Below are 23462 nucleotides of genomic sequence, written 5' to 3'. Positions count from 1 at the left end.
GTGCAAAGGCATAAAAAAGAAGAGGCAAACCATGTCCGACATCCTCTGGCAACCCGACGTCAAGCGCATTGGCAAGACCCGCATGGAGGCCTTCCGGCGCTTCATCAATCAGCGGCACCACCTCAAGATTGACGACTACCCGGCCTTGCACCAATGGTCCATCGAGCAACGCCCCGACTTCTGGCAGGCCATCGTCGATTTCTTCGACATCCGCTTCCACGAACAACCCGACGCCGTGCTGCTCGAAGGCCCGCAGATGCCCAGCGCCCAGTGGTTCCCGGGCGCCACGCTGAACTTTGCCGAACACCTGCTACAGCGCCGCGATGATGCAATCGCCGTGGTAGCCGTTGGCGAGAACGGTCAGCGTGAACATTTGACCTGGGCCGAGCTGGCCGAACAGGTCGCCGGCTTTCAAAACGGCTTGATCGCCGCCGGCGTCGGTGTGGGTGACCGGGTCGCCGCGTGCATGCCCAATACCTGGCAAACCCTGGTGGCCATGCTCGCCACCACCAGCCTGGGCGCTGTCTGGTCCTGTTCTTCACCGGACTTCGGCACCCAAGGGGTGGTTGACCGTTTCGGCCAGATCGAACCGAAAGTGCTGGTGACCTGCGCCGGCTACCGCTATGCCGGCAAAGAGATCGACCAGACCGCCAAGATCAACGAGATCCTCCAGCGCCTGCCGTCACTGCAACAACTGATCGTCGTGCCTTACACTCGCCCACAAGCGCACATCGAACACTTCCGCACCCCGGCCAACGTGACGCTGTGGGACGATTTCTACGCACCCGGCGGCGAACCGGATTTCGTCCCGGTGCCCTTCGCCCATCCGCTGTACATCCTCTACTCCAGCGGCACCACCGGCGTGCCCAAATGCATCATCCACAGCACCGGCGGTGTACTCCTGCAACACGTCAAGGAACATGGCCTGCACTGTGATCTCGGCCCCGGCGAGCGCCTGTTCTACTACACCACGTGCGGCTGGATGATGTGGAACTGGCTGGTCTCGGCCCTCGCGGTAGGCAGCGCGGTGGTGCTGTACGACGGCTCGCCGTTCCACCCTGACCCGCAACGCTTGATCGACCTGATCGACGACGAAGGGATCAGCGTCTTCGGCACCAGCCCGAAATACCTCGCCACCCTGGAAAGCAGCGGTATCAAGCCCCGTGACAGTCATGACCTGGGCAGCCTCAAGACCTTGCTGTGCACCGGCTCGGCGCTGTCGCCGCAGAGTTACGACTTCGTCTATCGCGACTTCAAGGCAGACCTGTGCCTGGCCTCGATGTCCGGCGGCACCGACATTGTCTCGTGCTTCGTCAACGGCAACCCTGTATCGCCGGTGCGGCGTGGCGAAATCATGGGCAAGAGCCTGGGCATGGCCGTCGAGGTATGGAACGACGCCGGCCAGCCGGTGATCGGCGAAAAAGGCGAACTGGTCTGCACCCGGCACTTCCCGGCGATGCCCGTTGGCCTGTGGAACGACGCCGATGGCGAAAAGCTGCGCCAGTCCTATTTCAGCCTGTTCCCCGGTGTCTGGGCCCAGGGCGACTACGCCGAACAATTGCCCCATGGCGGGATGATGATCCACGGCCGCTCGGATGCCGTGCTCAACCCCGGTGGCGTGCGCATCGGCACGGCGGAGATCTACCGTCAGGTGGAAAAGATTCCGCAGGTGCTCGACAGCGTGGCCATCGGCCAGCAATGGCAGGATGACGTGCGGGTGGTGCTGTTCGTACGCTTGCGCGACGGGCTGGAGTTGGACGAGGCGCTGCAGCAACAGATCCGCCAGACGATTCGCGCCAACACCACGCCGCGCCATGTGCCGGCGAAGATTGTCGCGGTCACCGACATTCCGCGGACCATCAGCGGCAAGGTGGTTGAACTGGCGGTGCGCAATGTGGTGCATGGACAGAAGGTGAAGAACACCGATGCCCTGGCCAATCCCGAAGCGCTGGAACAGTACCGCAACAGGCCCGAACTCCAGTCTTGAAGCGCCGCAAAAACCTGTGGGAGCGGCGGTGCGACGATTCGACTTGCTCGCGAAGACGGCAGGTCAGCCAACGAAGATGTCGACTGACACGCCCTCTTCGCGAGCAAGCCCGCTCCCACAGTAACCGCTCAAGCCTTCGAATCAACCTGCGCCTGCCACCTGTGCAAGAATAGACGCCAGCTAAAGCGACTCAGGCGCAGGACTCCCGGATGAACGCAATACCCACCGCCAGCGATGCCCAGGCCCTGATCGCCCGGATCGACTGGGCAAGCAGCCCGCTGGGTGCTGCCAGCACCTGGCCACAGAGCCTGCGAACCGCCGTGGACATTGTCATTCACTCACCGATGCCGATGCTGCTGCTATGGGGCCCGCAACTGACACAGATCTACAACGACGGCTTCGCCCTGCTCGCCGGAAGCAAGCATCCGCAGGCGTTCGGACAACCGACACACCTGATCTGGCCAGAACTGAAAAACTTTACCGACCCGATCTACAGCGCCGTCCTGCAAGGTCAGGTGCGAACCTACAGTGAGCAGCGCTTTACCCTGCAACGTGAGGGCCGGGAGTCCGACTTCTGGCTCGACCTGACCTACAGCCCGATCCGCGACGAAGGCGCCGACGTGGCCGGGATCCTGGTCACCGCCATCGAAACCAACGAACGCCGGCGCATCGCCCTCGAACTCGAACAACGCTCGGCGGCCAGCCTCAAGGCCCAGCGTGAAACCGAGGAACGCCTGCAACTGGCCCTCGCCGCCACCGATGCGGTGGGCACCTGGGACTGGGACATCAGCGAGGACCGTTTCATCGCCGATGTGCATTTCGCCCAGCTCCACGGCGTCGACCCGGCCATGGCCAGCCAGTTGCCGATCAGCGAATACCTGCACGGCGTACACCCGCAAGACCGCGCCCTGATCACCCGCAGCATCAAGCACTGCATCACCCACGGCAGCGAATACGCCGAGGAGTATCGCCTGTTGCAAACCGACGGCCAGATGCGCTGGGTGTTTGCCCGCGGTCGCTGCTACAAGGACCATCACGGCCGGCCGATCCGATTCCTCGGCGCCGCCCTGGACCTGACCGAGCGCAAACACACCGAACAGGCCCTGCGCCAGAGCCAGACCGAACTGCAACTGATCATCAACGCCATGCCGGTCCTGATCAGCTACGTCGACCGCGAAGAACGCTTTCGCCTCAACAACGCGGCGTACCTCGACTGGTACGGGCTGACGCCGCAAGAGCTATACGGGCGAACCATTCTTGAAGTGCTCGGCGAAGAAGCCTACGCGCTGCGCGCCCCGTACATCACCGAGGCGCTGTCCGGCCGGCCCTGCTGTTTCAGCATCAGCACGCCGCACCGCGACGGCAGCCTGCGCCAGGCCTTGATGAATTACCTGCCGCGCCACGGTGCAGATGGTGCGGTCAACGGCTTCTACATCTTCGTGATCGACGAAACCGAACGCAAAAACACCGAAGAAGCCTTGCGCAACCTGAACGAAACCCTTGAGGAACGGGTGGCCGCCCGCACCCGACAACTGGCCGAGGCCAACGAGCGTCTGCAAAACGAGATGTTCGAGCGTGAGCGTGCCGAAGACGCCTTGCGCCATGCCCAGAAAATGGAAGCCGTCGGCCAGCTTACCGGCGGTATCGCCCATGACTTCAACAACATGCTCACCGGCATCATTGGCAGCCTCGACCTGATGCAGCGCTACATCGCCGAAGGCCGCGCCAGCGAGATCGGCCGGTTCACCGAGGCGGCAGTGTCCTCGGCCAACCGTGCCGCCGCCCTCACCCATCGCTTGCTGGCGTTCTCCCGGCGTCAGTCGCTCAATCGCACGCCGCTGAACCCCAATGACCTGATTCGCTCGCTCGAAGACCTGTTGAGCCGTACCAAGGGCGACCACATTGAACTCAAACTGCAACTGGCGCAGAACATCTGGCGGGTCAACACCGATGTCAGTCAGTTGGAAAACGCCCTGCTCAACCTGGTGATCAACGCCCGGGACGCCATGCCCGGGGGCGGCGAGTTGCAGATCGAAACGGCCAACGTGTACCTCGACGGCAGCGACATCACGACCCTGGAACCGGTCAAGGCCGGCGACTACGTGATGATTGCCGTCAGCGACAACGGCACCGGCATGACGCCCTCGGTGCTGGCCAAGGCCTTCGACCCGTTCTTCACCACCAAGCCCATCGGCCAGGGCACCGGCCTGGGCTTGTCGATGATCTACGGTTTTGCCCAGCAATCGGGGGGCCACGTCAGCCTGTTCAGCCTGCCCGGACGCGGCACCAGCGTGCGTTTGTACCTGCCGCGCCTGCATTCGACCGAGCCGGAAAAAGTCCTGTCACCCGTGGTCGGCGAGGCGCCGACGGCGATTGCCGGCGAAACGGTGATGCTGGTCGAGGACGATGCGGCGGTACGCATGTTGGTACTGGACCTGCTCAAGGAGCTCGGTTACCGCGCCCATGAAGCCGAAGATGCCAAGGACGCGCTGCCGGTGCTGGAGTCGGACCTGCGGGTGGACCTGCTGGTGACCGACGTGGGGTTGCCGGGCATGAATGGCCGGCAACTGGCAGAAATCGCCCGCCAGCATCGTCCCGGACTGAAAGTGTTGTTCATGACCGGTTATGCGGAGATCGCGGCCGAGCGCCAGGGTTTCCTTGAAGAAGGCATGGACATGGTGACCAAACCTTTTTCCATCGACCTGCTGGCCAACAAGATTCGCACGATGATCGGTCAACCGGACTGAGTTGAGGCATAATCGCGCCCCCCGCTGCCACCCACATAGCCAGAATCGTTGCAAGGTAACCGCCCCATGAAAGCTCAAGCCCGCCATATCCTGGTGAAAACCTCGGAAGAAGCCGAGCAGCTCAAACAACGCATCGCCAAGGGTGAAGCGTTCGATGTGCTGGCCAAGAAGTATTCGACCTGCCCGTCGGGCAAGCGCGGCGGCGACCTCGGCGAAGTGCGGCCGGGGCAGATGGTCGGCGTGATCGATGCGGTGATCTTCAAGAAACCGCTGCGGGTGGTGCATGGCCCGATCAAGAGCAAGTTCGGCTATCACCTGGTGCAGGTGTTTTACCGGGATTGACCACGACGTCATTGCCGATTGATGACCTGTAGGAGCTGCCGAAGGCTGCGATCTTTTGATCTTGATCTCTAAAAAACAAGATCAAAAGATCGCAGCCTTCGGCAGCTCCTACAGGGGGTTTGTTCAGGTGCGGGGGATCAGTGCCCCGGGCACCTGAATCACCTGGCTCGCCAACCGGTGCCCCGCTTGCGCCGCTTCGAACGGGCTGCCGCCCTTGAGCCGACTGGCCAGGTACGCGGCACTGAACGAATCCCCCGCCGCCGTGGTGTCCACCACCCGCTCGACCTTCTGCGCCGGCACCTCGAATGACTCGCCATCACAACGAATCAGGCACGCTTGCGCGCCGCGCTTGAGCACCACTTCCGGCGTACCCATCTGCTCATACGCGGCAAACACCGCGTCATCATCGGCATAACCAAACAACGCCTGTTCGTCATCCACCGTCAGCAACGCCAGGTCGACTTGCGGCAGCACGCTGCGATACGCCGCCCGGGCGTCCTCGACCGATGCCCAGAGCCGTGGCCGGTAGTTGTTGTCAAACACGATCCGCGCATCGCGCTGGCGGGCTTCGATCAGGGTGTCCAGGAGTTTTTCCCGACCTTGCACGCCGAGTACCGCGAGGGTGATGCCACTGAAATACAGCACATCGTAATCCGGCAGCGCCGCGAGGATCGGTGCGGCGGCCGGGGTGGTGAAACAGTCGCGTACCGCCGCTTCATTGCGCCAGTACAGAAAGCGTCGCTCACCGGCGGCGTCAGTCTGGATGCAATACAAACCCGGCAGGCGTCCGGGCAGGCGCTGGACCATCTCAAGGCCGATGTTTTCCGCCGCCCAGCTCTGGCACATCGCGTCGCTGAAACTGTCATCGCCCAGGGCGGTGACGTAGTCCACGGAGCCGTCCTCTCCCAGTTCCCGGGACAGGTACACCGCCGTGTTCAAGGTGTCGCCGCCGAAGCTCTGCTGCAGGCTGCCGTCGGCGCGATGCTGCAACTCGATCATGCATTCGCCGATCAGGGCGATGCGCGGGGTGTTGGGGCCGAGGGTGTTGATGGTGTTCATTGTTGTGGGGTCCCTGGTGTTTCTTTGTAGTCTGGGCCGGCCTCTTCGCGGGCAAGCCCGCTCCCACAAGGTTCTTCAGTGTTCATGAAACCTGTGGGAGCGGGCTTGCCCGCGATGGCAGCGCCTCGGTCTCAAGCCTTAGAAACAGGTTTCCATGGTCTCGATGACGTTCAGTTGCTCATCGACCAGACAGCCGACACGCCACTTGTCGAACGTCAGGCACGGGTGCGAAGTGCCGAACGAAATAATGTCGCCCACCCGCAGATCAACCCCCGGCGCCACGGTCATGAACGCATGCTGGTCCATGACCGCGGTGACTTTGCAGGCACTCACGTCATCGCCGCTGGCCGGCACCACGCCCGCCTTGTAGCGCCGCAACGGCACCGGCAAACCGGCGTCGTAGGCGACGTCGCGCTTGCCCAGGGCAATCACCGCAAACCCCGGCTCCGGCAACGACTGCACGTGCGCCCACACTTCCAGCGCCGGGCGCAGACCTTCGTGCAAATCACTGCGACGGTCGAGCACGCAGCACTGCGCTTCCTTGTAGATGCCATGGTCGTGAGCCACGTAACTGCCGGGACGCAGCACGCTGAGGAAGCGTCCGGCGGCATTCTGTGCTTCGAAGGACTCGGCAATCAGGTCATACCAGGCCGAACCCGACGCAGTGATGATCGGCTTGGCAATGGCGAAGGCGCCGCTGTCCTGCAACTGCACCGCCAGACGCACCAGCGACGCGGCGAAATCACGGATGCCGGTCACGGCGTGATCGCCATGGATCACCCCTTCGTAGCCTTCGATCCCGGTCAGGGCCAGTGCCGGTTGCGCGGCGATGGCCTTGGCCAGGTCGAGCACTTCCTGTTCGCTGCGGCAACCGCAACGCCCGCCGACCACGCCGTATTCGATCATCACGTTCAGGCGCACGCCACGGGAGGCGAAATAGGCACCGAGGTCGGCGACGTTGTCCGGGTGATCGACCATGCAATAGAAGTCGAACGTCGGGTCGGCCAGCAGGTCGGCGATCAATGCCATGTTCGGCGTGCCGACCAACTGGTTGGCCATCAGGACACGGCGCACGCCATGGGCGTAGGCGGCGCGGGTTTGCGTGGCGCTGGCCAGGGTGATGCCCCAGGCACCGGCGTCCAGTTGGCGACGGAACAACGCCGGGGTCATGCTGGTCTTGCCATGGGGCGCCAGTTCCGCGCCGCTGTCGCTGACGAACGCCTGCATCCAGCGGATGTTGTGTTCCAACGCCTCGCGGTGCAGTACCAGCGCGGGCAGGCTGACATCACGCACCAGGCTGGCACCGATGGGCGCCGCGCCTTTTTCCACGTTGGCGGTATGGGGGGCAGAAGACATGGTCGAACTCCTCATTCACGCGGCTGCAGGCAGCCGCCGTTATTCGTTTATGCGACGAGCCAGGCTATTGGCGCTTGCGATCAGCACCCGGCGGTAGTCGTTGTAGTTTTTCTTCGCATCGGCCCGTGGGGCGACGATGCACAGGGTCGCGATGGCCACGCCGTCGGGGTTTTTGACCGGGGCGGCGAAGCAATGGGTAAAGGTGTCGGCGACGCTATCGAAGGAAAAGAATCCATCGATACCGGCCTGACGGATTTCCTTGAGGAACTGCGCAAGCTCCAAGCGTTCGCCGTCGGGCAGGATGAAGTCGTCGTGGTCGATCAGGTCGACGATTTCCTGGTCGCTCAGGTGCGCCAGCAACAGGCGCCCGGAGGCGGTCCAGGGGATGGGAGCGTTTTCGCCGATGTCCGAGGAAATGCGGAAATGCCGCTCGCCTTCCTTCATCAGCGCCACGGTGTATTTGCGCCCGTTGAGGAGGCACATCTGCGCGGTTTCATGGGTCTGACTGACGATGTCCTGCAAGGCGTGATCGGCCTCGCGGGTCAGGTCGAAATGCCGCAGGTGCGCTTGGCCGAGAAAGTACAGCTGACGACCGAGGTAGACATGACCGTCCTTGCCCACCGGCTCCAGGATCCGCCGTTCCAGCAGCGAGGCCACCAGTTCGTAGACCGTGGATTTGGGGCTGCCGATGCCGTTGGCGATGTCGTTCGGGCGCAGGGGCTGGCCGATCTCCTTGAGGAAATCCAGGATATCGAACGCCCGGTCCAGACCGCGTGCCCGGCGCTTGATGGTGTCTTCGGTCATGTCTGTATGCTCACTCATTGATGCCCTGTAGGAGCTGCCGCAGGCTGCGATCTTTTGATCTTGCCTTTGGGCCCGTGCAAAAAACGGCAAAAGATCGCAGCCTTCGGCAGCTCCTACAAGGGCCGGTGTGAATCAGGCCTTTTTCTTGTATGCGATGCAGTCGATCTCGACCTTGCAGTCGACCATCATGCTCGCCTGCACACAGGCCCGTGCCGGGGCGTGCTCGGGTTTGAAGTACTCGGCGAAGACCTTGTTGAAACTGGTGAAATCCCGCGGATCCTCAAGCCACACGCCAGCACGCACCACGTCTTCCAGGCCGAAGCCTGCCTCTTCGAGAATCGCGATCAGGTTCTTCATGGTCTGGTGGGTCTGTTCGACAATGCCGCCCGTAATGATCTCGCCGTCCACCGCCGGCACCTGCCCGGAAACGTGCAGCCAGCCATCGGCTTCAACAGCGCGGGCGAAAGGGCGAGGCGTGCCGCCTGCAGCGGCGCTGCCGGTGCCGTAACGAGTAATGCTCATGAGTGTTTCTCCTGATTGAAAATTGAAGGATCAAAAACGGGTGCTTTTGAGAAATTCCGCCAGTCGTGGCGATTGCGGACGCTCGAACAGGTCCTTGGGCGGCCCCTGCTCTTCGATACGCCCCTGATTCATGAAGACGATCTTGTCCGAGACCTCGAAGGCAAAGCGCATTTCGTGGGTCACCAGCAGCATGGTCATGCCGTCTTCGGCCAGGCCCTTGATCACGCTCAGCACTTCGCCGACCAGTTCCGGGTCCAGCGCCGAGGTCACTTCGTCGAACAGCATCAGGCTCGGGTTCATCGCAATCGCCCGGGCAATCGCCACGCGCTGCTGCTGGCCGCCGGACAACTGACCGGGAAAGTGGTCGCGTCGTTCCAGCAGGCCTACGCGCTCCAGCCATTTCTCGGCCAGGGCCACGGCCTCGTCCTTGTGCAGTTTCTTCACCTTGAGCAGGCCCAGGGTGACGTTCTGCAACGCGGTCAGGTGCGGGAACAGGTTGAACTGCTGAAACGCCATGCCGGTCATGGCGCGATGCCGGGCGATGACTTTTTCCGGATGACGCACGCGCTTGCCGTTAATCTCGTCATAGCCGATGGACTCGCCATCGAGCAGGATCTGCCCGCCCTGGAACTCTTCGAGCATGTTCACGCAACGCAGCAATGTGGTCTTGCCCGAGCCACTGGAACCGATCAAGGTCACCACGTTGCCGCGCTGCATGCTCAGGTCGACGCCCTTGAGCACTTCGAGCTGGTCGTAACGCTTGTGCAGGCCGCGAATGTCCAGCAGGGGTTGGCCGTTTTGAGTATTGGTCTGAGTCTGAGTCATGGCAAAGCCACCCGCTTTTCAATGTGCCGGCCGAGTAACTCGATGCCGTAGTTGATGACGAAGAACAGGAAACCGGCGAACAGGTAAAACTCCAGGGTCATGAAGGTCCGGGCGATGATCTGCTGGGTACTGAGCAGCAATTCCGCCACGCCGATCACCGACAACAGGGTCGAAGCCTTGACGATCTCGGTCGACGAGTTGACCCAGGTCGGCAGGATCTGCCGCAACGCCTGGGGCAACAGCACATAACCCAGCGCCTGGTAAAACGTCAGGCCGATGGCCTTGCTCGCCTCCATCTGCCCGCGTGGCAATGCCTGCAAGGCCCCGCGCACGATCTCGGCGACGTGGGAGCCGCAGAACAGGGTCAACCCCAGCGCACCGGCCTGGAACGCGCCGATCTGCCAGCCCAGCGCCGGGGCCATGTAAAAGCACGCCAGCACCAGCACGAACACGGGTGTGCCGCGAATCACATCGACGTAAAAACGAAACGGCGCGCGCATCCAGAACTTGCCGTAGGTCAGCACCAGCCCGGTGACCACACCCACCAGCGTGCCGAGCAGAATCGCCAGCACCGACACCTGGACACTGGTCAGAAAGCCTTGCCACAGCACTTCCCGCGCCACCCACAACTCATGCAACCAACTCGGGGATTCGTACATGGGTAGCTCCTATCGGCGAATCGCCAGACGCTGTTCGAGGTAACGCAGCATCATGGCAATGAGGTAACAGGCCGCCACATAGAGCGCCGTGGTCACCAGCCAGGTTTCAATCACCCGGTAGCTCTCGACATTGATCTTGCGCGCGTAATAGGTCAGCTCCGGTACGGCAATCGCGGCCGCCAGCGAGGTGTCCTTGAACAGCGAAATGAAGTTGTTCGACAGGGCCGGCAACACGTTGCGCAGCATCACCGGCACGGTGACGTAGGCCTTGACCTGCCACTCGCCCAGCCCGATGGCCAACCCGGCTTCGCGCTGGCCCTTGGGAATGCTCAGCAAACCGCCGCGGAACACTTCGGTCAGGTAGGCCCCGGCATACAGCGACAGGGTGATGATGAACGAAGGGATCTTGTCCAGGCGGATGCCCAAACTTGGCAGCGCAAAGTAGATCAACAGAATCAACACCAGGATCGGCGTGTTACGAATCACCGTGACGTACACCGACGCCATCACCCGCAATGCGCGGTGCCTGGACAGCAAGGCAAACGCCATCATCAGGCCGATCACGCAGCCGATGGCGATCGACACCAGCGCCAGTTCAAGGCCCAGGCCGAGCCCCGCCAGCAAGGTGTCGAAGTCGCGCCAGACGGCGGCAAAGTTCAACTGATAGTTCATGGTCAGCAGTACCTGAACGGGGCGATTCATCACCGCCCCGCTCTCACGGGATCATTGAAATTCGACAGGGAAACCGATCTTTGGCGAAGGCAGATCGACACCGAACCACTGCTTGAACGACGCCGCGTAAGCCGGGAACTCAACACCGGTCATGGCTTCATGCAGAGTGGTGTTGACGAAATTCAGCCAGTCCTGATCGCCGCGCTTGACCGCGCACGCATAGGTCTGCGGGCTCCAGGCGTAGGCCGGGCTGCGATAACGGCCAGGGTTCTGCACCATCAGGTACTTCACCGATGACTGGTCGGTGGCCGCCGCGTCGGCCCGGCCGGAGTTCACGGCCTGGTACATCAGGTCCACGCTGTCGTACTGATCGACCTTGGCCTTGGGCAACGCCTGGTGCACCAGCTCCTCGGCGTAGACGTTTTGCAGCACCGCCACGGTGACGCTGTCACCGGCGGCCTGCATGTCGTCGATCTCCTTGTACTTGCTGTTCGCCGGCAACAGCAGGCCGACACCTTCGCGGTAATACGGCAGGGTAAACGCCACTTGCTGGGCGCGGCTGGCGGTCACGGTGATGAACTGGCAGCTGATGTCGACCTTGTCGGTCAGCAGGTTCGGAATCCGCGCATCGGACGACTGCACCACGTATTCAACCTTGGTCGGGTCGTTGAACAACCCCTTTGCAATCATGTGCCCGATATCGATATCGAACCCCTGCAACTTGCCATCGGCGCCCTGGAAGTGCCACGGCGCATTCGTGCTGCCGGTGCCCACAATCAGTTTGCCGCGGGCCAGAACGCTATCGAGCTTGCTGTCCGCCGCCTGGGCCACGCCCATGGCAGCGGCTGAAGCTGCGAAAAGAAAAACACACGCTTTGAACAAGGATGGTCGGCGATGCATGGCAAGCACTCCAGGGTGATGTGTATTCCGCTATACCGGAACTTGGTATGTAACAACGGAATAGACAGCAGAAAGTGTGCCACAGGAAGTGGAGCGTTTCCCAGTGCATTTGAAAAATGAGCGCAATCAACAAGATGGCAATTCGTCGCGGTAAAGACGTTACCCATCGCCTCGATAGGGAGCGCTACCGTTGGCTACAAGGCACGGGTACCTGGGCCCCAATCATGTGCACAGTTGCGGCAATTGCCCCATTAGCCGACTGCTTTTGCTTGAAGGATTCACCTCCAGCCCCCAATGTGCCATCTGTTAGGGAATTTTTTTGGCAAATGGCCATCCTATTGCCTTTACCGACGATCACCACCGCGCTGGTGATCGTCATCCAGGCAGCCCGGAACCGGATTGGACAACGCCGGATTCGACTGCTTTTATTCAGGTTCAAGATGGAATGAACCGCTGCTGGCGACCCTGCGCGCCAGCCTTCGATGCTCCAGGAGGGTTAATGTCTTTTAAGGTCATGATGGTATTCGGTACGCGTCCGGAGGCCATCAAGATGGCTCCACTGGCGCGGGTCCTGCGTAACTGGCCCGGAATCGAACTGAACATCTGCTCCACCGGCCAACACCGGGAAATGCTCAAGCAAGTGCTCGACTCGTTCGAATTGGCGGTCGACGAAGACTTGCAGGTAATGACCCAGGGCCAGACCCTCAACGGACTCTCCGAACAACTGCTGGGGCATCTCGACCGAGCCTACGAGCGAGTGCAGCCGGATATCGTACTGGTGCACGGCGATACGACCACCAGTTTCATTGCCGCCCTCGCCGCCTTCAATCGCCAGATACCCATCGGTCACGTCGAGGCAGGCTTGCGTACCGGCAACTTGCGCGCCCCTTGGCCGGAGGAAGCGAACCGCCATCTGACCGGTGTCATCGCCGACCTGCATTTCGCGCCGACCACCAATAACGCAGACAACCTGATGCGCGAAGGCGTGCCCAAGGCCAACATCGAGGTCACCGGCAATACGGTGATCGATGCTCTGGTATGGATGCGCAATCACCAACAGCAAGTCCACTGGCACCCGGCCGCCGACTCGCCACTGGCCGTGCTCGACGACACCAGGCGCATGGTGCTTATCACCGGGCACCGCCGGGAAAACTTCGGCGGCGGCTTTCGCAACATCTGCCTGGCCCTGGCCACCCTCGCCGAGCGTTATCCCGATGTGCAATTCGTCTATCCGGTGCACCTCAATCCACAGGTGCAGAAAGCGGTCTACAGCGTTCTCTCGGACAAACCCAATATCTATCTGGTGGCGCCGCAGGATTACCAGCATTTCGTCTGGCTGATGGACCGCGCGTATTTCATTCTCACCGATTCCGGTGGCATCCAGGAGGAAGCCCCCGCCATTGGCAAACCGCTGCTGGTACTGCGCGAAGTCACGGAACGGCCATTGGCGCTTGAAGGCGGAACAGTGGTGCTGGTGGGCACAGATACCGACCGTATCGTCAGGGAATCAAGCCTGTTGTTCGATGATGACGCCACCTTCCAGCGCATGAGCCGAGTCCATAGTCCTTATGGCGACGGACACGCCAGCGAACGCATCGCCAATCGCCTTGGCATTTGGCTGAAACACCGTGCGGTGGCGGGTAAAGCCGTATGAGCCTGGCGTTTGTCGACTTCTTTGCCTATGCGTTGTTCGGACTCAAATACCTCGCCATTACCCTGGCCTTGCTGATGTTCATACTCGGGCTCGATGACCTGTTCATCGACCTGGTGTACTGGACCCGCAAACTGATCCGACGCTGGCGGATCTATGAAAAATTCAGGCGCGCCGATGAAGAACGACTGTACAGCATCGGCGAAAAGCCCCTGGCGATCATGGTACCGGCGTGGAACGAAGTCGGTGTGGTCGGTGAAATGGCGCGCCTGGCCGCCTCGACCATCGATTACGAGAACTATCAGATTTTCGTCGGCACCTACCCCAACGACGCCGAGACCCAGGCCGACGTCGATGCGGTGTGCCGGCATTACCCCAACGTGCACAAAGTGGTGTGCGCACGCCCCGGCCCGACCAGCAAGGCCGACTGCCTGAACAACGTGATCGACGCCATCCTGCGTTTTGAAAACGATGCAAAGATCCAGTTCGCCGGTTTCATCCTGCACGATGCCGAGGACGTGATTTCACCCATGGAGTTGCGCCTGTTCAACTACCTGCTGCCCGCCAAGGACCTGATCCAGATTCCGGTCTATCCCTACGCGCCGGAGTGGAATGGTTTCACTGCCGGGCATTACGTCGACGAGTTCGCCGAGAACCATGGCAAGGACGTCATCGTGCGTGAAGCGCTGACCGGGCAAGTGCCCAGCGCGGGGGTCGGCACCTGTTTCAGCCGTAAGGCCATCAGTGCCCTGCTCGAGGACGGTGACGGTATCGCCTTCGACGTGCAGAGTCTGACCGAAGACTACGACATTGGTTTTCGCCTCAAGCAAAAAGGCATGAAGTGCATCTTTGCCCGCTATTCGGTGACCGACCCGAAACTGGCACTGGAACAACCCTGGGTGTTCGGCATGGATCGCGCGTTTTCCCAGGTAATCTGCGTGCGCGAGCACTTTCCCCGGGACTTGCAATACGCGATCCGGCAGAAGTCGCGCTGGATCGTCGGCATTGTGTTCCAGGGCACCAAGAATCTGGGCTGGAGCCGCAAAGGCCTGCTCAACTATTTTCTGTGGCGCGACCGTCGTGGCCTTATTGCGTACCTGTTGAGCTTCCTGGTGAACCTATTGCTGGTGGTGTTGCTGGCGATGTGGCTGGTCACCGTGATCGCGCCGGATGCCTGGCGGTTCCCATCGATCCTCTCTGACAGCGCCTTGTTGGCGAGCCTGCTGTGGCTCAATGGCCTCATGCTGCTCAATCGGCTATTCCAGCGTGGCTGGTTTGTCACCCGTTTTTACGGGCTGGGCGAAGGGCTGCTGTCGGCCCCCCGGATGGTGTGGAGCAATTTCGTCAACTTCTTCGCCAACCTTCGAGCGTTGCGCCAGGTGATGGAAATGGGCGATTCGCGTCGCGTCGCCTGGGACAAGACCACTCATGAGTTTCCGGCCCTGGCCGAAGCCCAGCGCACCCCGCTGGGCCATCGCCTGGTGGAAAAAGGCCTGCTGACCGAGGATCAACTGGAAGCTGCGGTGACCAACCCGGTGCGTCGACGCCTGGGTCGGGAACTGCTGCTGCGCGGGCACATCGACACCACGCAACTGGTGCAGGCCCTGGCCGAGCAACTGGATCTGGAATGGGCGCCACTCAACCCGTTCAAACTCGACAAGCGCCTGATCGCTGCGGTGCCTCGCAAGATCGCCACGCACTATGGCGTGCTGCCGGTCGCCGAGGAAGGCGACACCCTGGTGCTGGCGTCCGAAGGTCCGGTGAGCCAGGTATCCCTGGGAGCCATCAGCCGTCAACTGAAACGCCCGGTGCGTTGCCGCCTTGCACCACAAGGCCGGGTGACGCTGGGGATCCGCTACTGGTACGCCAGCCCTCGTCAAAGCGAGGAAGTTCATCAGATGCTTGAGGTGCTTGAGAGAAATCAGGACGACGAAGACCTGATCGAGCGCGTCAGCCATCATCAGGTGTTGCTGGGCAACCTGTTGCAAGTACGCGGCATGGTGCCGCCCACCCTGTTCAATCAGGCGCTGATCGATTTCGATGCGGAAAAAATGTCTTTAGGTGAACACTTGATTGAACGCGGCATGATCACACAGGAAATCCTCGAACAGGCCTTGGTCGATCAGGCGAGCGAGCAGCACGCTGCCTACTGCATTGCCCGGGAGGCTGCATGAAGCCTGTCCATCGTCAGACCTTGATGGCCGGTAGCCTGTTGCTCTGCCTGAACACGACAGCGTGGGTGCAAGCCGAACCCATGACCGATTTCGATCAGTTCCGCAGTTACCCCTATATGGACCGCAGTTACCGCGAAGCGAAAGCCGGCAACTGGAAGGAAGTCGAACGGCTGATGCGCCATCTGCTGAGCAAAGTGCCGGGAAACGATGAGGCACGGGCGCTGCTGGTGCAATCGCTGGTCAAGCAGCAACGCTACGAGGACGCCGTGCAAGCGCTGCAGGATACCCCTGCCAATAGCGACACCCTGCTCAACCTGCGACTGGCCTGGATCGAACAGGATCCGCCGGACAGAAAACAGGTGGAGCAATGGATAGCCTCCAGCAATCCGGAGCATCGTGTGCGCCTGTGGCAGGCCTACAGCGCGAGCCTGGCCAAGCGCGGTGGCGCCGCCTCGGCCCATGACTGGCTGGCCCAGTTGCCACCCAAGGGGGACGAGCGCGCGCTGCAACAGGCCCGGGCCAACTGGTCCGAGCAATTACGCGATTGGGATGGCACCATCAAGGAACTCGCGCCCCTGGCCGCGAACCAGCAACTCGATGCCCAAAGCTGGCAACGCCTGGCCAACGCCTACGTGCAACGCCTTGACGAGCAACCCTTGCAGCAATTGCTGCAAACGGCGCCAAGCCCGGAAGCTGCGCGCAAGACTCGACTGGCCATGGTCGACCGGGCGATTGCCATGGGTCACGTCCAGCAGGCGCAACGCTGGATGCAAACGCTGCCGCCCGCCGATCTGGCCGATCCGGCGCAACGCCAGCGCCTGTGGGAACTGGCGCGGCAAACCGGTGACAGCGCAACGGTACAACGCTTGAGTGGTGAGTTGCAGCGGCCGTGCCTGGAGACCGCCGACTGGCTGTCGCGTCGTGATCCGCAAGCGGCGCTGACCCAATTGAAAGCTTGCCAGCCCGAAGACAATCCGCAAGCCTGGCTGGTCCTCGCCCAGCGCCTGCAAGCCACCGACCTGCTGCAAACGACCCGCCTGCCGGAACCCTGGGACACGCAACGCCGCGAACAGCTGCTCGCCGCCTGGCAGGATGAAGGCCGCAGCGACAAAGTCATGGCCTACCTCGCCAGCCAGCCGCAGACCGCCGACGTGGTCAAACGTCGCGCTGAACTGCTCCAGGCATCGGATCACGATACCGAAGCGGCGGCATTCTGGGAGCGGCATTACCAGCAGACAGGCAACCTCAACTCGCTCAATCAGGCAACCTACCTGGCGCTCAAAGCCGGCCAGCGGGAACATGCGCAACAGTTGCTCGAGAGCGCCTTCGACCGCCACGGCGGCAAGCTGCCGACGCCCCTGCTGCAACGGTTGGCGGGGTTGTATGCCGCATCGACACCGACCACGGCACAACAACAACGCATCGTTACGTTGCTCAACCGCGTCGACCCCGCCACTCGCGGGCAACTGCTGGCGCAACTGGCGGAAAACGGCCAGTGCGGCGCGGTTCAACAGGCGATTGGCGATAACCCGCAAGCCGCAGGCGACTACCGCGCCCTCGGTCGCTGTGCAATGCCCGAGCGTCCCGGCGAAGCGGTGGTGTACTACCAGACTGCCGAAAAAATGGGTGACCAGAACACCCGCCTGCCACTCGCCTACGCCCTGGAAGCCTCTGGAGATTCGGCGGGTGCCCTGGCCATCTGGCGCAGCATTGCGGACGCCGAACTCAGCGACAATGCCCGCCTCACCGCCAGCCGTGGTGCCCTGAATATCGGTGACACGCAAACGGCCGAACGTTACTGGCAATTAAGCCGCACCCGTGGCGCCAATGAGTGGACGTTGGGTGCGGCGATTGCCGATGCCCGGGGCGATCACGCGCTCGCACTGCAGCGCCAGCGTTCCGCCCTGCAACTGGTGCCGGATGCCGAGCATTACTATGCGGCTTCGGTCACGGCACAAAAGGCCGGCGACCTGCAGCAAAGTAACGAATGGCTTGCCGAAGCGGTGCGCCGTGAGCCGGACAATCCCCGATATCGTGCCGACTACGGCGTGCGCCTGGCCGGGGCCGAGACCAAGGCAGAACGCGCCAGCTCCATCCCGTATCTGCAACGCGCCACCCAGGACTTCCCGGAAGACTATCGCCTCGGCGAAACCCTGGCCTGGCGTTACGACGAGGTCGAGGACAGCGCCTCGGCGCGCAAGGAACTGGAACGCGTGATTGACCTGGAGCAGAACCCGGTGGCCGCCGATGACGAGGAAGGTAGCATGGAGGCACGGCGCTATCGTCAGCGTCGCGCTCACGAAAGCCTGTCCCGTCGCGACTCATTCACCATCGCCAGTACCTGGTCGCCGGCCGGGATATCGACCAACGATTTCGTGCGCCCTGACCAGAGCACCGGCACGCAGCGACGCTCCAGTTCGCAGAACGTGCAACTGGCCATGTGGGACCACGCACTGGGCGATGAACCCAGCCGCGCCGGCAGCACGCTGTCGGTCTATGGCCGTTTGTTGCTTGGCGGTGTGGGCCGGTCGAGCTATGCCGAATCCCTGGGTGCCGGCGTCGGCCTGCGCTACAAGCCCTGGGGCACGGCCAACATCAACTTCTATGGCGAGATCTACAAACAAAGCCAGTTCGATGACCAGGACAACCATGGCCTGAGCCTCGGCCAAATGCTGGTCCCCGACAAGGTATCCGATCAGGCCGAGGATCACCGCGATGATGGCCACACCACCACCGACTACCTGCTGCGGTCAACGGCGTCGTTCCTTGATCAGGGTCGATTCCGCAACGATTGGCGGGTCGATGAAAGCGATTGGGAGGAGCGCTTCCTCTACCTCGACGCGGCGTGGTGGACCAAGGCCGGCGACCATCAATGGCTGTCGCGCTTCCAGCAAGGTCACACCTGGAAGCTGCCGTTCAACGGCGCGCAAACGGTCATGCCATACGGTTTCCTTGAATTTGCCAGCCAGGACCCGAGCAACGACTGGCGCCAGGATCTGCGCACCGGTCTGGGCCTGCGTTGGCAATGGTGGTTCAACGATGACATTTACAACGCCTATCGCGCGCACCTGACGGTGCGCACCGAGTATCAACAAGCGTTGGGCGGCAATCTGTATGACGGCGGCAACGGCGTGCTGGTGGGCGTGGAGTTGAATTTCTGATGAAGCGACTTCTTTTGGCTTTGTGCCTGTTGTTGGGCGCCACGGCGCCCCATGCCGACGAACGGATTTTCTATCAGCCGCTCAACGCCGATGCCAGCCTGAGCCAGGCGCAATGGCAGCGAATCTGGCAGGACACCGCCCACCAGGGCGTGCATACGGTGATCGTGCAATGGACGGCCTATGGCGATTCGGACTTCGGCGGCGCCAACGGTTGGCTCGCCTCCAGCCTGAAACTGGCCCGGGCGCAAGGCTTGAAACTGGTGCTGGGCCTGCACATGGACCCGGCCTATTACCAACGCATCGATGAGCTGGACAGCGCCGGACTGGCAACCTACTGGCAGGCGCAATTGGGGCAGTCGCGGGCCCGACAGCAAACGCTGCGCGAGGACTGGAAACTGCCGGTCAGCGGCTGGTACCTGCCCATGGAACTGGATGACCTGCACTTTCTGCCGCTTGATCGCCGGAAAACCCTGCAACGCCAGCTCAAGGATTTCGCCGGCAAGCTCGACGCGCCGCTGCACATCAGCGTCTTCAGCGTCGGCAAGCTGTCGCCACAGGTGAATGGCCAGTGGCTTGGGGAACTGGCCAGCACAGGGATTCAAGTGTGGTGGCAGGACGGAGCCGGCACCGGACGCTTGCCAGCCGTGGTTCGCAACGGCTATGCCCAAGCCCTGCCCTGCTCCATCGGCATCGTCAGGGAAGCCTTTCGCCAGGTCAGCGTTGCCGGGCAACCTTTTCGTGCCGAACCCATGCCTCCCCAATCCACATCGCCGGGCTGCCATCCGACGTCGGTTTTCTCCCTGCGCTACCGGCCGTGGGGTAAGGTGATTCTCGACAACCAGCACAACAGCAAGGTCGGCGATGTACAAAACCATTGAAGACGAAGTGCTGAGAAAGTCGGCGCCGGCCAAGCTCAAAGCCGAGTTCCTCCAGCATGAATTTGATCGGCTACGCTCCTTTTGCGTATTGATCTACATCGCCAGCATTGCGATCTGGATTGCTTACGACCTGATCCTCAGTTTCATCGGCGGACAACCATTCACCTGGCTTTCGCTGGTGTTTATCGGCGCCTTCGCGACTTTCGTCATCGTCCTTCGGCTTATCCGCGATGCCCGGCATTTCCAGACGCTGAACCTGCTGTTTGTGTTTGCCATGGCATTCGGCACGCGACTGCTCACCGAAGGCCTACCCGACGATCACCAACCCGGATGGCTGTTGCTGGCGGCTTCGACCACCCTGTTCACGGCCTCGGTATTGCCGCTGAACCGCTGGTCGTTCTTTGCCGCGCAAATCGTCACCTGGTCGTTTCTCAACCCGTTCTACAACACGGATCTCGGACACATGGAGCTGAGGGGGGTGATGGCCATCAGTTACTCGGCATTTATCTGCGGCCTGACCATCTACAGCTTCCTGACACTGCGCAAGGCCAAGCTGTACAACTTCATCATGTCCAAGCTGCTGCTGGACCAGGCCTACATCGACACCCTCACCGAAATCCCCAATCGCCGCTCGTTCATGACCCGCGCCAACCAGCATTTGAACAAAGTGCCGCGGGAGAACGACCACTACTTGGCGATGGTCGATATCGACAATTTCAAGAAGGTCAACGACGTCCATGGCCATGACATTGGGGACGAGGTCCTCAAGCGCATCGCCCAGGACATCAAGTCGGTGATGACCCGTCACGAATATGCGCGCCTCGGTGGCGAGGAGTTCGCGGTTTACCTGGCCGGGGCTCGCCGCGAAGACGCCGAGGCGCTGGCCGCTGAGTTGTGTCGGGTGGTGCGCGAACAAGCCACTCGATACCCGGTGACCATCAGCATCGGCCTGGCCCGGGTGCTCGACGGCGACACGCTGAACCAGGCGCTGGTCAAGGCCGATGAAGCCTTGTATGAGGCAAAGCATACGGGGAAGGATCGGTATACCTTTCATCAATGAACTGATCTATCTCACACTCTGCACTGAGCGTTTCTCATCGGTACCGAACGTTAGGCGTCCATTGAAAAAAGATCTGTTTAAACCCGAAAAAACTGATCACTACTGTCAACTATGACAGTAGACGCTTCGAAGCATAGGAGGAAATACTGGCCGTAACCTTCTGTCAACACCAAAGGGAATCGGACATGAATACGGCCAGAACTCTACTTTTTTGCACAACGCTGGGAATGGGTTTAACGGGCTGCAGCGTCCATCAGGACGCGACTGTTTCTACGGTCAACGAAGAGTGCCACGACTTGGTCGACAGAGGGCGCATTGGCCAGAATGGCCCGGAAGTTTGCGTCACAACCCCCCTTTCAAAAAGTGCCACATCCATCTCCGGGACTGTCGTTGGGACCAAGGCCACAGGCCCTTTCATCGTAACGGCGGTAACCAGCGATGGGGACATCTTGAAACAGGTACCTACTCTGTCGAACCTCAACTTCACGATGTCTCAATTGAATCTGCAAAACCTGCCAGGCAAGGGCATTTCATTTTCGGTGTTTGTAAACGATATGAGTTCACCGCCTACCAACATGGTCATTGGCCAGGAGCCACCTTCAACATGTTTACGTAACACTCCAAACTATCCGCTGTGCGGTACTCACCCGGGCGCAATCTTTTTTCCGATAAAAACATCCATCACCACTATTTTTTTGGTTCCGTCGAAGGCAAATTACGGAGCGACGATGCTCCCCAAATTAATGGGGCTGAACCCGATTAACTGGAAGGTAGACCGATTTATCAGCTACTTGCCAAACGTTCCAGTTCAGATAAAGCCAGGGGAAGTACAAACCGTTTTTGCGACCATTAACGACGACGAATCATTTGCCTACCCGGTCAACCAGACTGTTCTGCCAAGTCAACCGCAGCACTGAGCTGACCTAGTGCTTGAATGACGTCATCACCCGTTCGGCATTTTCATCGCAACTCATGCCCTCAGGCTTCGCCTGGATGGTGTCGATCCACCCCAGCAACTGCGCCTTGCTATGGGCCAGGTGCCGTTGCATCTCTTCGATCTGCTCGACCTTGCGATACAGGCCGGCCATCAGCTCATCGTGCTTGAATGCGCCGGTCACATTGTCGGGGAGCAACTGTTTGAGTTCTTCCAGGCTGAAACCGGCCTGTTGTGCGCATTGGATCAGTTGCAGGGTTTGCAGCGCCTGTTGCGAGTAACGCCGATAACCGTTGGCAGAGCGCTCGACCTGGCGGATCAAGCCCTGAGACTCGTAAAAACGGATCCGCGATGCGGTCAGGCCGCTCAACTGCGCCAATTCACCAATTTTCATTGCGACCTCATTTGCCTGCTTGACATTAAAGTTAACTTTAAGCTTAGCCTCTGCTCATCAGTATGAGGAGTCAAGCATGTCACCCTTCCAAACCTTGAATTTGCCCAACGGCCAGACCATCGGCAATCGCATTGCCAAAGCCGCGATGGAAGAGAACCTCGCCAACACCGATCAAGTACCCGATAAGGCGCTGCTTCGCCTGTATCAGGCCTGGGCCGAAGGAGAAACCGGTTTGTTGCTGACCGGCAATGTGATGATCGACCGCCGCGCCATGACCGGCCCCGGTGGTGTCGCACTGGAGGACGAGCGACATCTGGAACGCTTCCGCCAGTGGGCCCGTGTCGGGCGGGCCGGCGGTGCGCACTTCTGGATGCAACTCAACCACCCTGGCCGCCAGACCATGGCCAACCTCGGCCAGCAGGCACTGGCGCCGTCGGCGGTTGCGCTGGATCTCGGCCAATTCTCGAAGATGTTCGCCGAACCGAAGCCGATGAGCGAGGACGACATCCAGGAGGTGATCCGCCGTTTCGCCACCAGCGCCGCACTGGCGGAGAAAGCCGGTTTTACCGGCGTGCAGATCCACGCCGCCCATGGCTACCTGCTCAGCCAGTTCCTGTCGCCGCTGACCAATCGACGCACCGATCGCTGGGGTGGTTCGCTGGAGAATCGCGCGCGCCTGCTGTTGTCGGTCGTCGAGGCGGTTCGCCAGGCGGTGTCGCCGCAATTTTGTGTGTCGGTAAAGCTCAATTCAGCGGATTTCCAGCGCGGTGGTTTCGATGCCGATGATGCACGGCAAGTGATCCAGTGGCTCAACGAGCAACCGATCGACCTGCTGGAACTCTCCGGCGGCAGTTACGAAGCACCGGCCATGCAAGGCGAAGCGCGCGACGGCCGGACCCTGGCCCGGGAGGCGTACTTTCTGGAAATGGCCGGTGAACTGGCCAGCGTGGCGCGCATGCCAGTGATGGTGACCGGCGGGATCCGGCGTCTGGCAATCGTCGAACAGGTTCTCGACAGTGGCATCGCCATGGCCGGCATCGGCACTGCGCTGGCCGTGGAACCGCACCTGGTCAAGCACTGGCGTGAAGGCCAGAACAGCCACCCGCAACTGCCGCCGATCCGTTGGAAGCGCAAACCCCTGGCGGCGCTGGCGAGCATGGCGGTGGTGAAGTTCCAGCTGCATAGCTTGAGCCGTGGGCGCAAAACCCGACCTGAGGTCTCGGCGCTATGGGCGTTGATTGTCGACCGGTTGTATATAGGCAAGCGTACCCGGCAGTATCGGCAGGCGATGGGCAAGTAATTCAAAATTGATATTGACTGACCCACCGCCTTCGCGA

At 61.2% G+C, this 23462-nt stretch carries 19 protein-coding genes; 10 read left to right on the top strand and 9 right to left on the bottom strand.

Annotated features, from left to right (window positions below):
• Window positions 1-31 precede the first annotated feature (31 nt).
• The 3 genes from ACEN83_RS13545 (at window position 32) to ACEN83_RS13535 (ending at window position 5076) form a co-directional block, all read left to right on the top strand.
• Window positions 32-1987, top strand: coding sequence for an acetoacetate--CoA ligase (locus ACEN83_RS13545; RefSeq protein ID WP_495580588.1), 1956 nt, complete (start codon window positions 32-34; stop codon window positions 1985-1987).
• 209 nt (window positions 1988-2196) lie between these two features.
• The gene (locus ACEN83_RS13540; protein ID WP_495580587.1) at window positions 2197-4734 is read left to right on the top strand and encodes a PAS domain-containing hybrid sensor histidine kinase/response regulator; all 2538 of its coding nucleotides are present in this window, start codon (window positions 2197-2199) and stop codon (window positions 4732-4734) included.
• Between the two features lie 66 nt (window positions 4735-4800).
• Entirely contained in the window at window positions 4801-5076 is a 276-nt protein-coding gene (locus ACEN83_RS13535; RefSeq protein ID WP_007898282.1) for a peptidylprolyl isomerase, read from the top strand.
• A 123-nt stretch (window positions 5077-5199) separates the two neighbouring features.
• Here ACEN83_RS13535 and ACEN83_RS13530 read toward each other — a convergent pair whose 3' ends face one another.
• From ACEN83_RS13530 to ACEN83_RS13495, 8 genes are all read right to left on the bottom strand, one after another.
• Entirely contained in the window at window positions 5200-6135 is a 936-nt protein-coding gene (locus ACEN83_RS13530) for a sugar kinase (RefSeq protein ID WP_495580586.1), read from the bottom strand.
• 138 nt (window positions 6136-6273) lie between these two features.
• On the bottom strand, window positions 6274-7491 hold the full coding sequence (locus ACEN83_RS13525) for an amino acid deaminase (protein ID WP_495580585.1): 1218 nt from the start codon (window positions 7489-7491) through the stop codon (window positions 6274-6276).
• A gap of 39 nt (window positions 7492-7530) precedes the next feature.
• On the bottom strand, window positions 7531-8295 hold the full coding sequence (locus ACEN83_RS13520) for an IclR family transcriptional regulator (RefSeq protein WP_102702095.1): 765 nt from the start codon (window positions 8293-8295) through the stop codon (window positions 7531-7533).
• A 132-nt stretch (window positions 8296-8427) separates the two neighbouring features.
• Window positions 8428-8817, bottom strand: coding sequence for a RidA family protein (locus ACEN83_RS13515; RefSeq protein WP_218481835.1), 390 nt, complete (start codon window positions 8815-8817; stop codon window positions 8428-8430).
• A gap of 30 nt (window positions 8818-8847) precedes the next feature.
• Window positions 8848-9642, bottom strand: coding sequence for an amino acid ABC transporter ATP-binding protein (locus ACEN83_RS13510; protein WP_495580584.1), 795 nt, complete (start codon window positions 9640-9642; stop codon window positions 8848-8850).
• A complete protein-coding gene (locus tag ACEN83_RS13505) occupies window positions 9639-10301 on the bottom strand; it encodes an amino acid ABC transporter permease (protein WP_104448356.1) in 663 nt (220 codons plus the stop codon). The genes ACEN83_RS13510 and ACEN83_RS13505 overlap by 4 nt, the downstream gene beginning before the upstream one ends.
• 9 nt (window positions 10302-10310) lie before the next feature.
• Window positions 10311-10973 carry an amino acid ABC transporter permease gene (locus ACEN83_RS13500; protein WP_033047866.1) on the bottom strand — a complete coding sequence of 221 codons (663 nt, stop codon included), beginning with the start codon at window positions 10971-10973 and terminating at the stop codon, window positions 10311-10313.
• 51 nt (window positions 10974-11024) lie between these two features.
• A complete protein-coding gene (locus ACEN83_RS13495; protein WP_495580583.1) occupies window positions 11025-11873 on the bottom strand; it encodes a transporter substrate-binding protein in 849 nt (282 codons plus the stop codon).
• Between the two features lie 499 nt (window positions 11874-12372).
• On the opposite strand from ACEN83_RS13495, the gene wecB reads away from it, so the two are divergent.
• The 6 genes from wecB to ACEN83_RS13465 all read left to right on the top strand — a co-directional run bounded on the left by wecB (window position 12373) and on the right by ACEN83_RS13465 (window position 21714).
• Entirely contained in the window at window positions 12373-13527 is a 1155-nt protein-coding gene (gene wecB / locus ACEN83_RS13490) for a non-hydrolyzing UDP-N-acetylglucosamine 2-epimerase (RefSeq protein ID WP_116580605.1), read from the top strand.
• Window positions 13524-15698 (top strand): cyclic di-3',5'-guanylate-activated glycosyltransferase NfrB, encoded by a 2175-nt coding sequence (gene nfrB / locus ACEN83_RS13485; RefSeq protein WP_495580582.1) that lies wholly within the window; start codon window positions 13524-13526, stop codon window positions 15696-15698. The genes wecB and nfrB overlap by 4 nt, the downstream gene beginning before the upstream one ends.
• Entirely contained in the window at window positions 15695-18859 is a 3165-nt protein-coding gene (locus ACEN83_RS13480; protein WP_495580581.1) for an NfrA family protein, read from the top strand. Before nfrB ends, ACEN83_RS13480 begins: the two co-directional genes overlap by 4 nt.
• Window positions 18859-19737 (top strand): DUF4434 family protein, encoded by an 879-nt coding sequence (locus ACEN83_RS13475; RefSeq protein WP_495580580.1) that lies wholly within the window; start codon window positions 18859-18861, stop codon window positions 19735-19737. The genes ACEN83_RS13480 and ACEN83_RS13475 overlap by 1 nt, the downstream gene beginning before the upstream one ends.
• Window positions 19721-20797: a GGDEF domain-containing protein gene (locus ACEN83_RS13470; RefSeq protein WP_495580579.1), complete on the top strand. Its 1077-nt coding sequence runs from the start codon at window positions 19721-19723 to the stop codon at window positions 20795-20797. Before ACEN83_RS13475 ends, ACEN83_RS13470 begins: the two co-directional genes overlap by 17 nt.
• Window positions 20798-20982: 185 nt before the next feature.
• Window positions 20983-21714, top strand: coding sequence for a hypothetical protein (locus tag ACEN83_RS13465; protein ID WP_495580578.1), 732 nt, complete (start codon window positions 20983-20985; stop codon window positions 21712-21714).
• A gap of 6 nt (window positions 21715-21720) precedes the next feature.
• On the opposite strand, the gene ACEN83_RS13460 is transcribed toward ACEN83_RS13465, so the two are convergent.
• Window positions 21721-22125: a MerR family transcriptional regulator gene (locus ACEN83_RS13460; protein WP_007974662.1), complete on the bottom strand. Its 405-nt coding sequence runs from the start codon at window positions 22123-22125 to the stop codon at window positions 21721-21723.
• Window positions 22126-22201: 76 nt separating this feature from the next.
• On the opposite strand from ACEN83_RS13460, the gene ACEN83_RS13455 reads away from it, so the two are divergent.
• Window positions 22202-23425, top strand: coding sequence for an NADH:flavin oxidoreductase/NADH oxidase family protein (locus tag ACEN83_RS13455; protein WP_495580577.1), 1224 nt, complete (start codon window positions 22202-22204; stop codon window positions 23423-23425).
• Window positions 23426-23462: the final 37 nt, after the last annotated feature.

The sequence above is a fragment of the Pseudomonas sp. Pseusp49 genome (genome assembly GCF_059491875.1).
The sequence above is the reverse complement of the archived record's forward strand: the minus strand, read 5'-3'. Positions and strand labels throughout refer to the sequence as shown.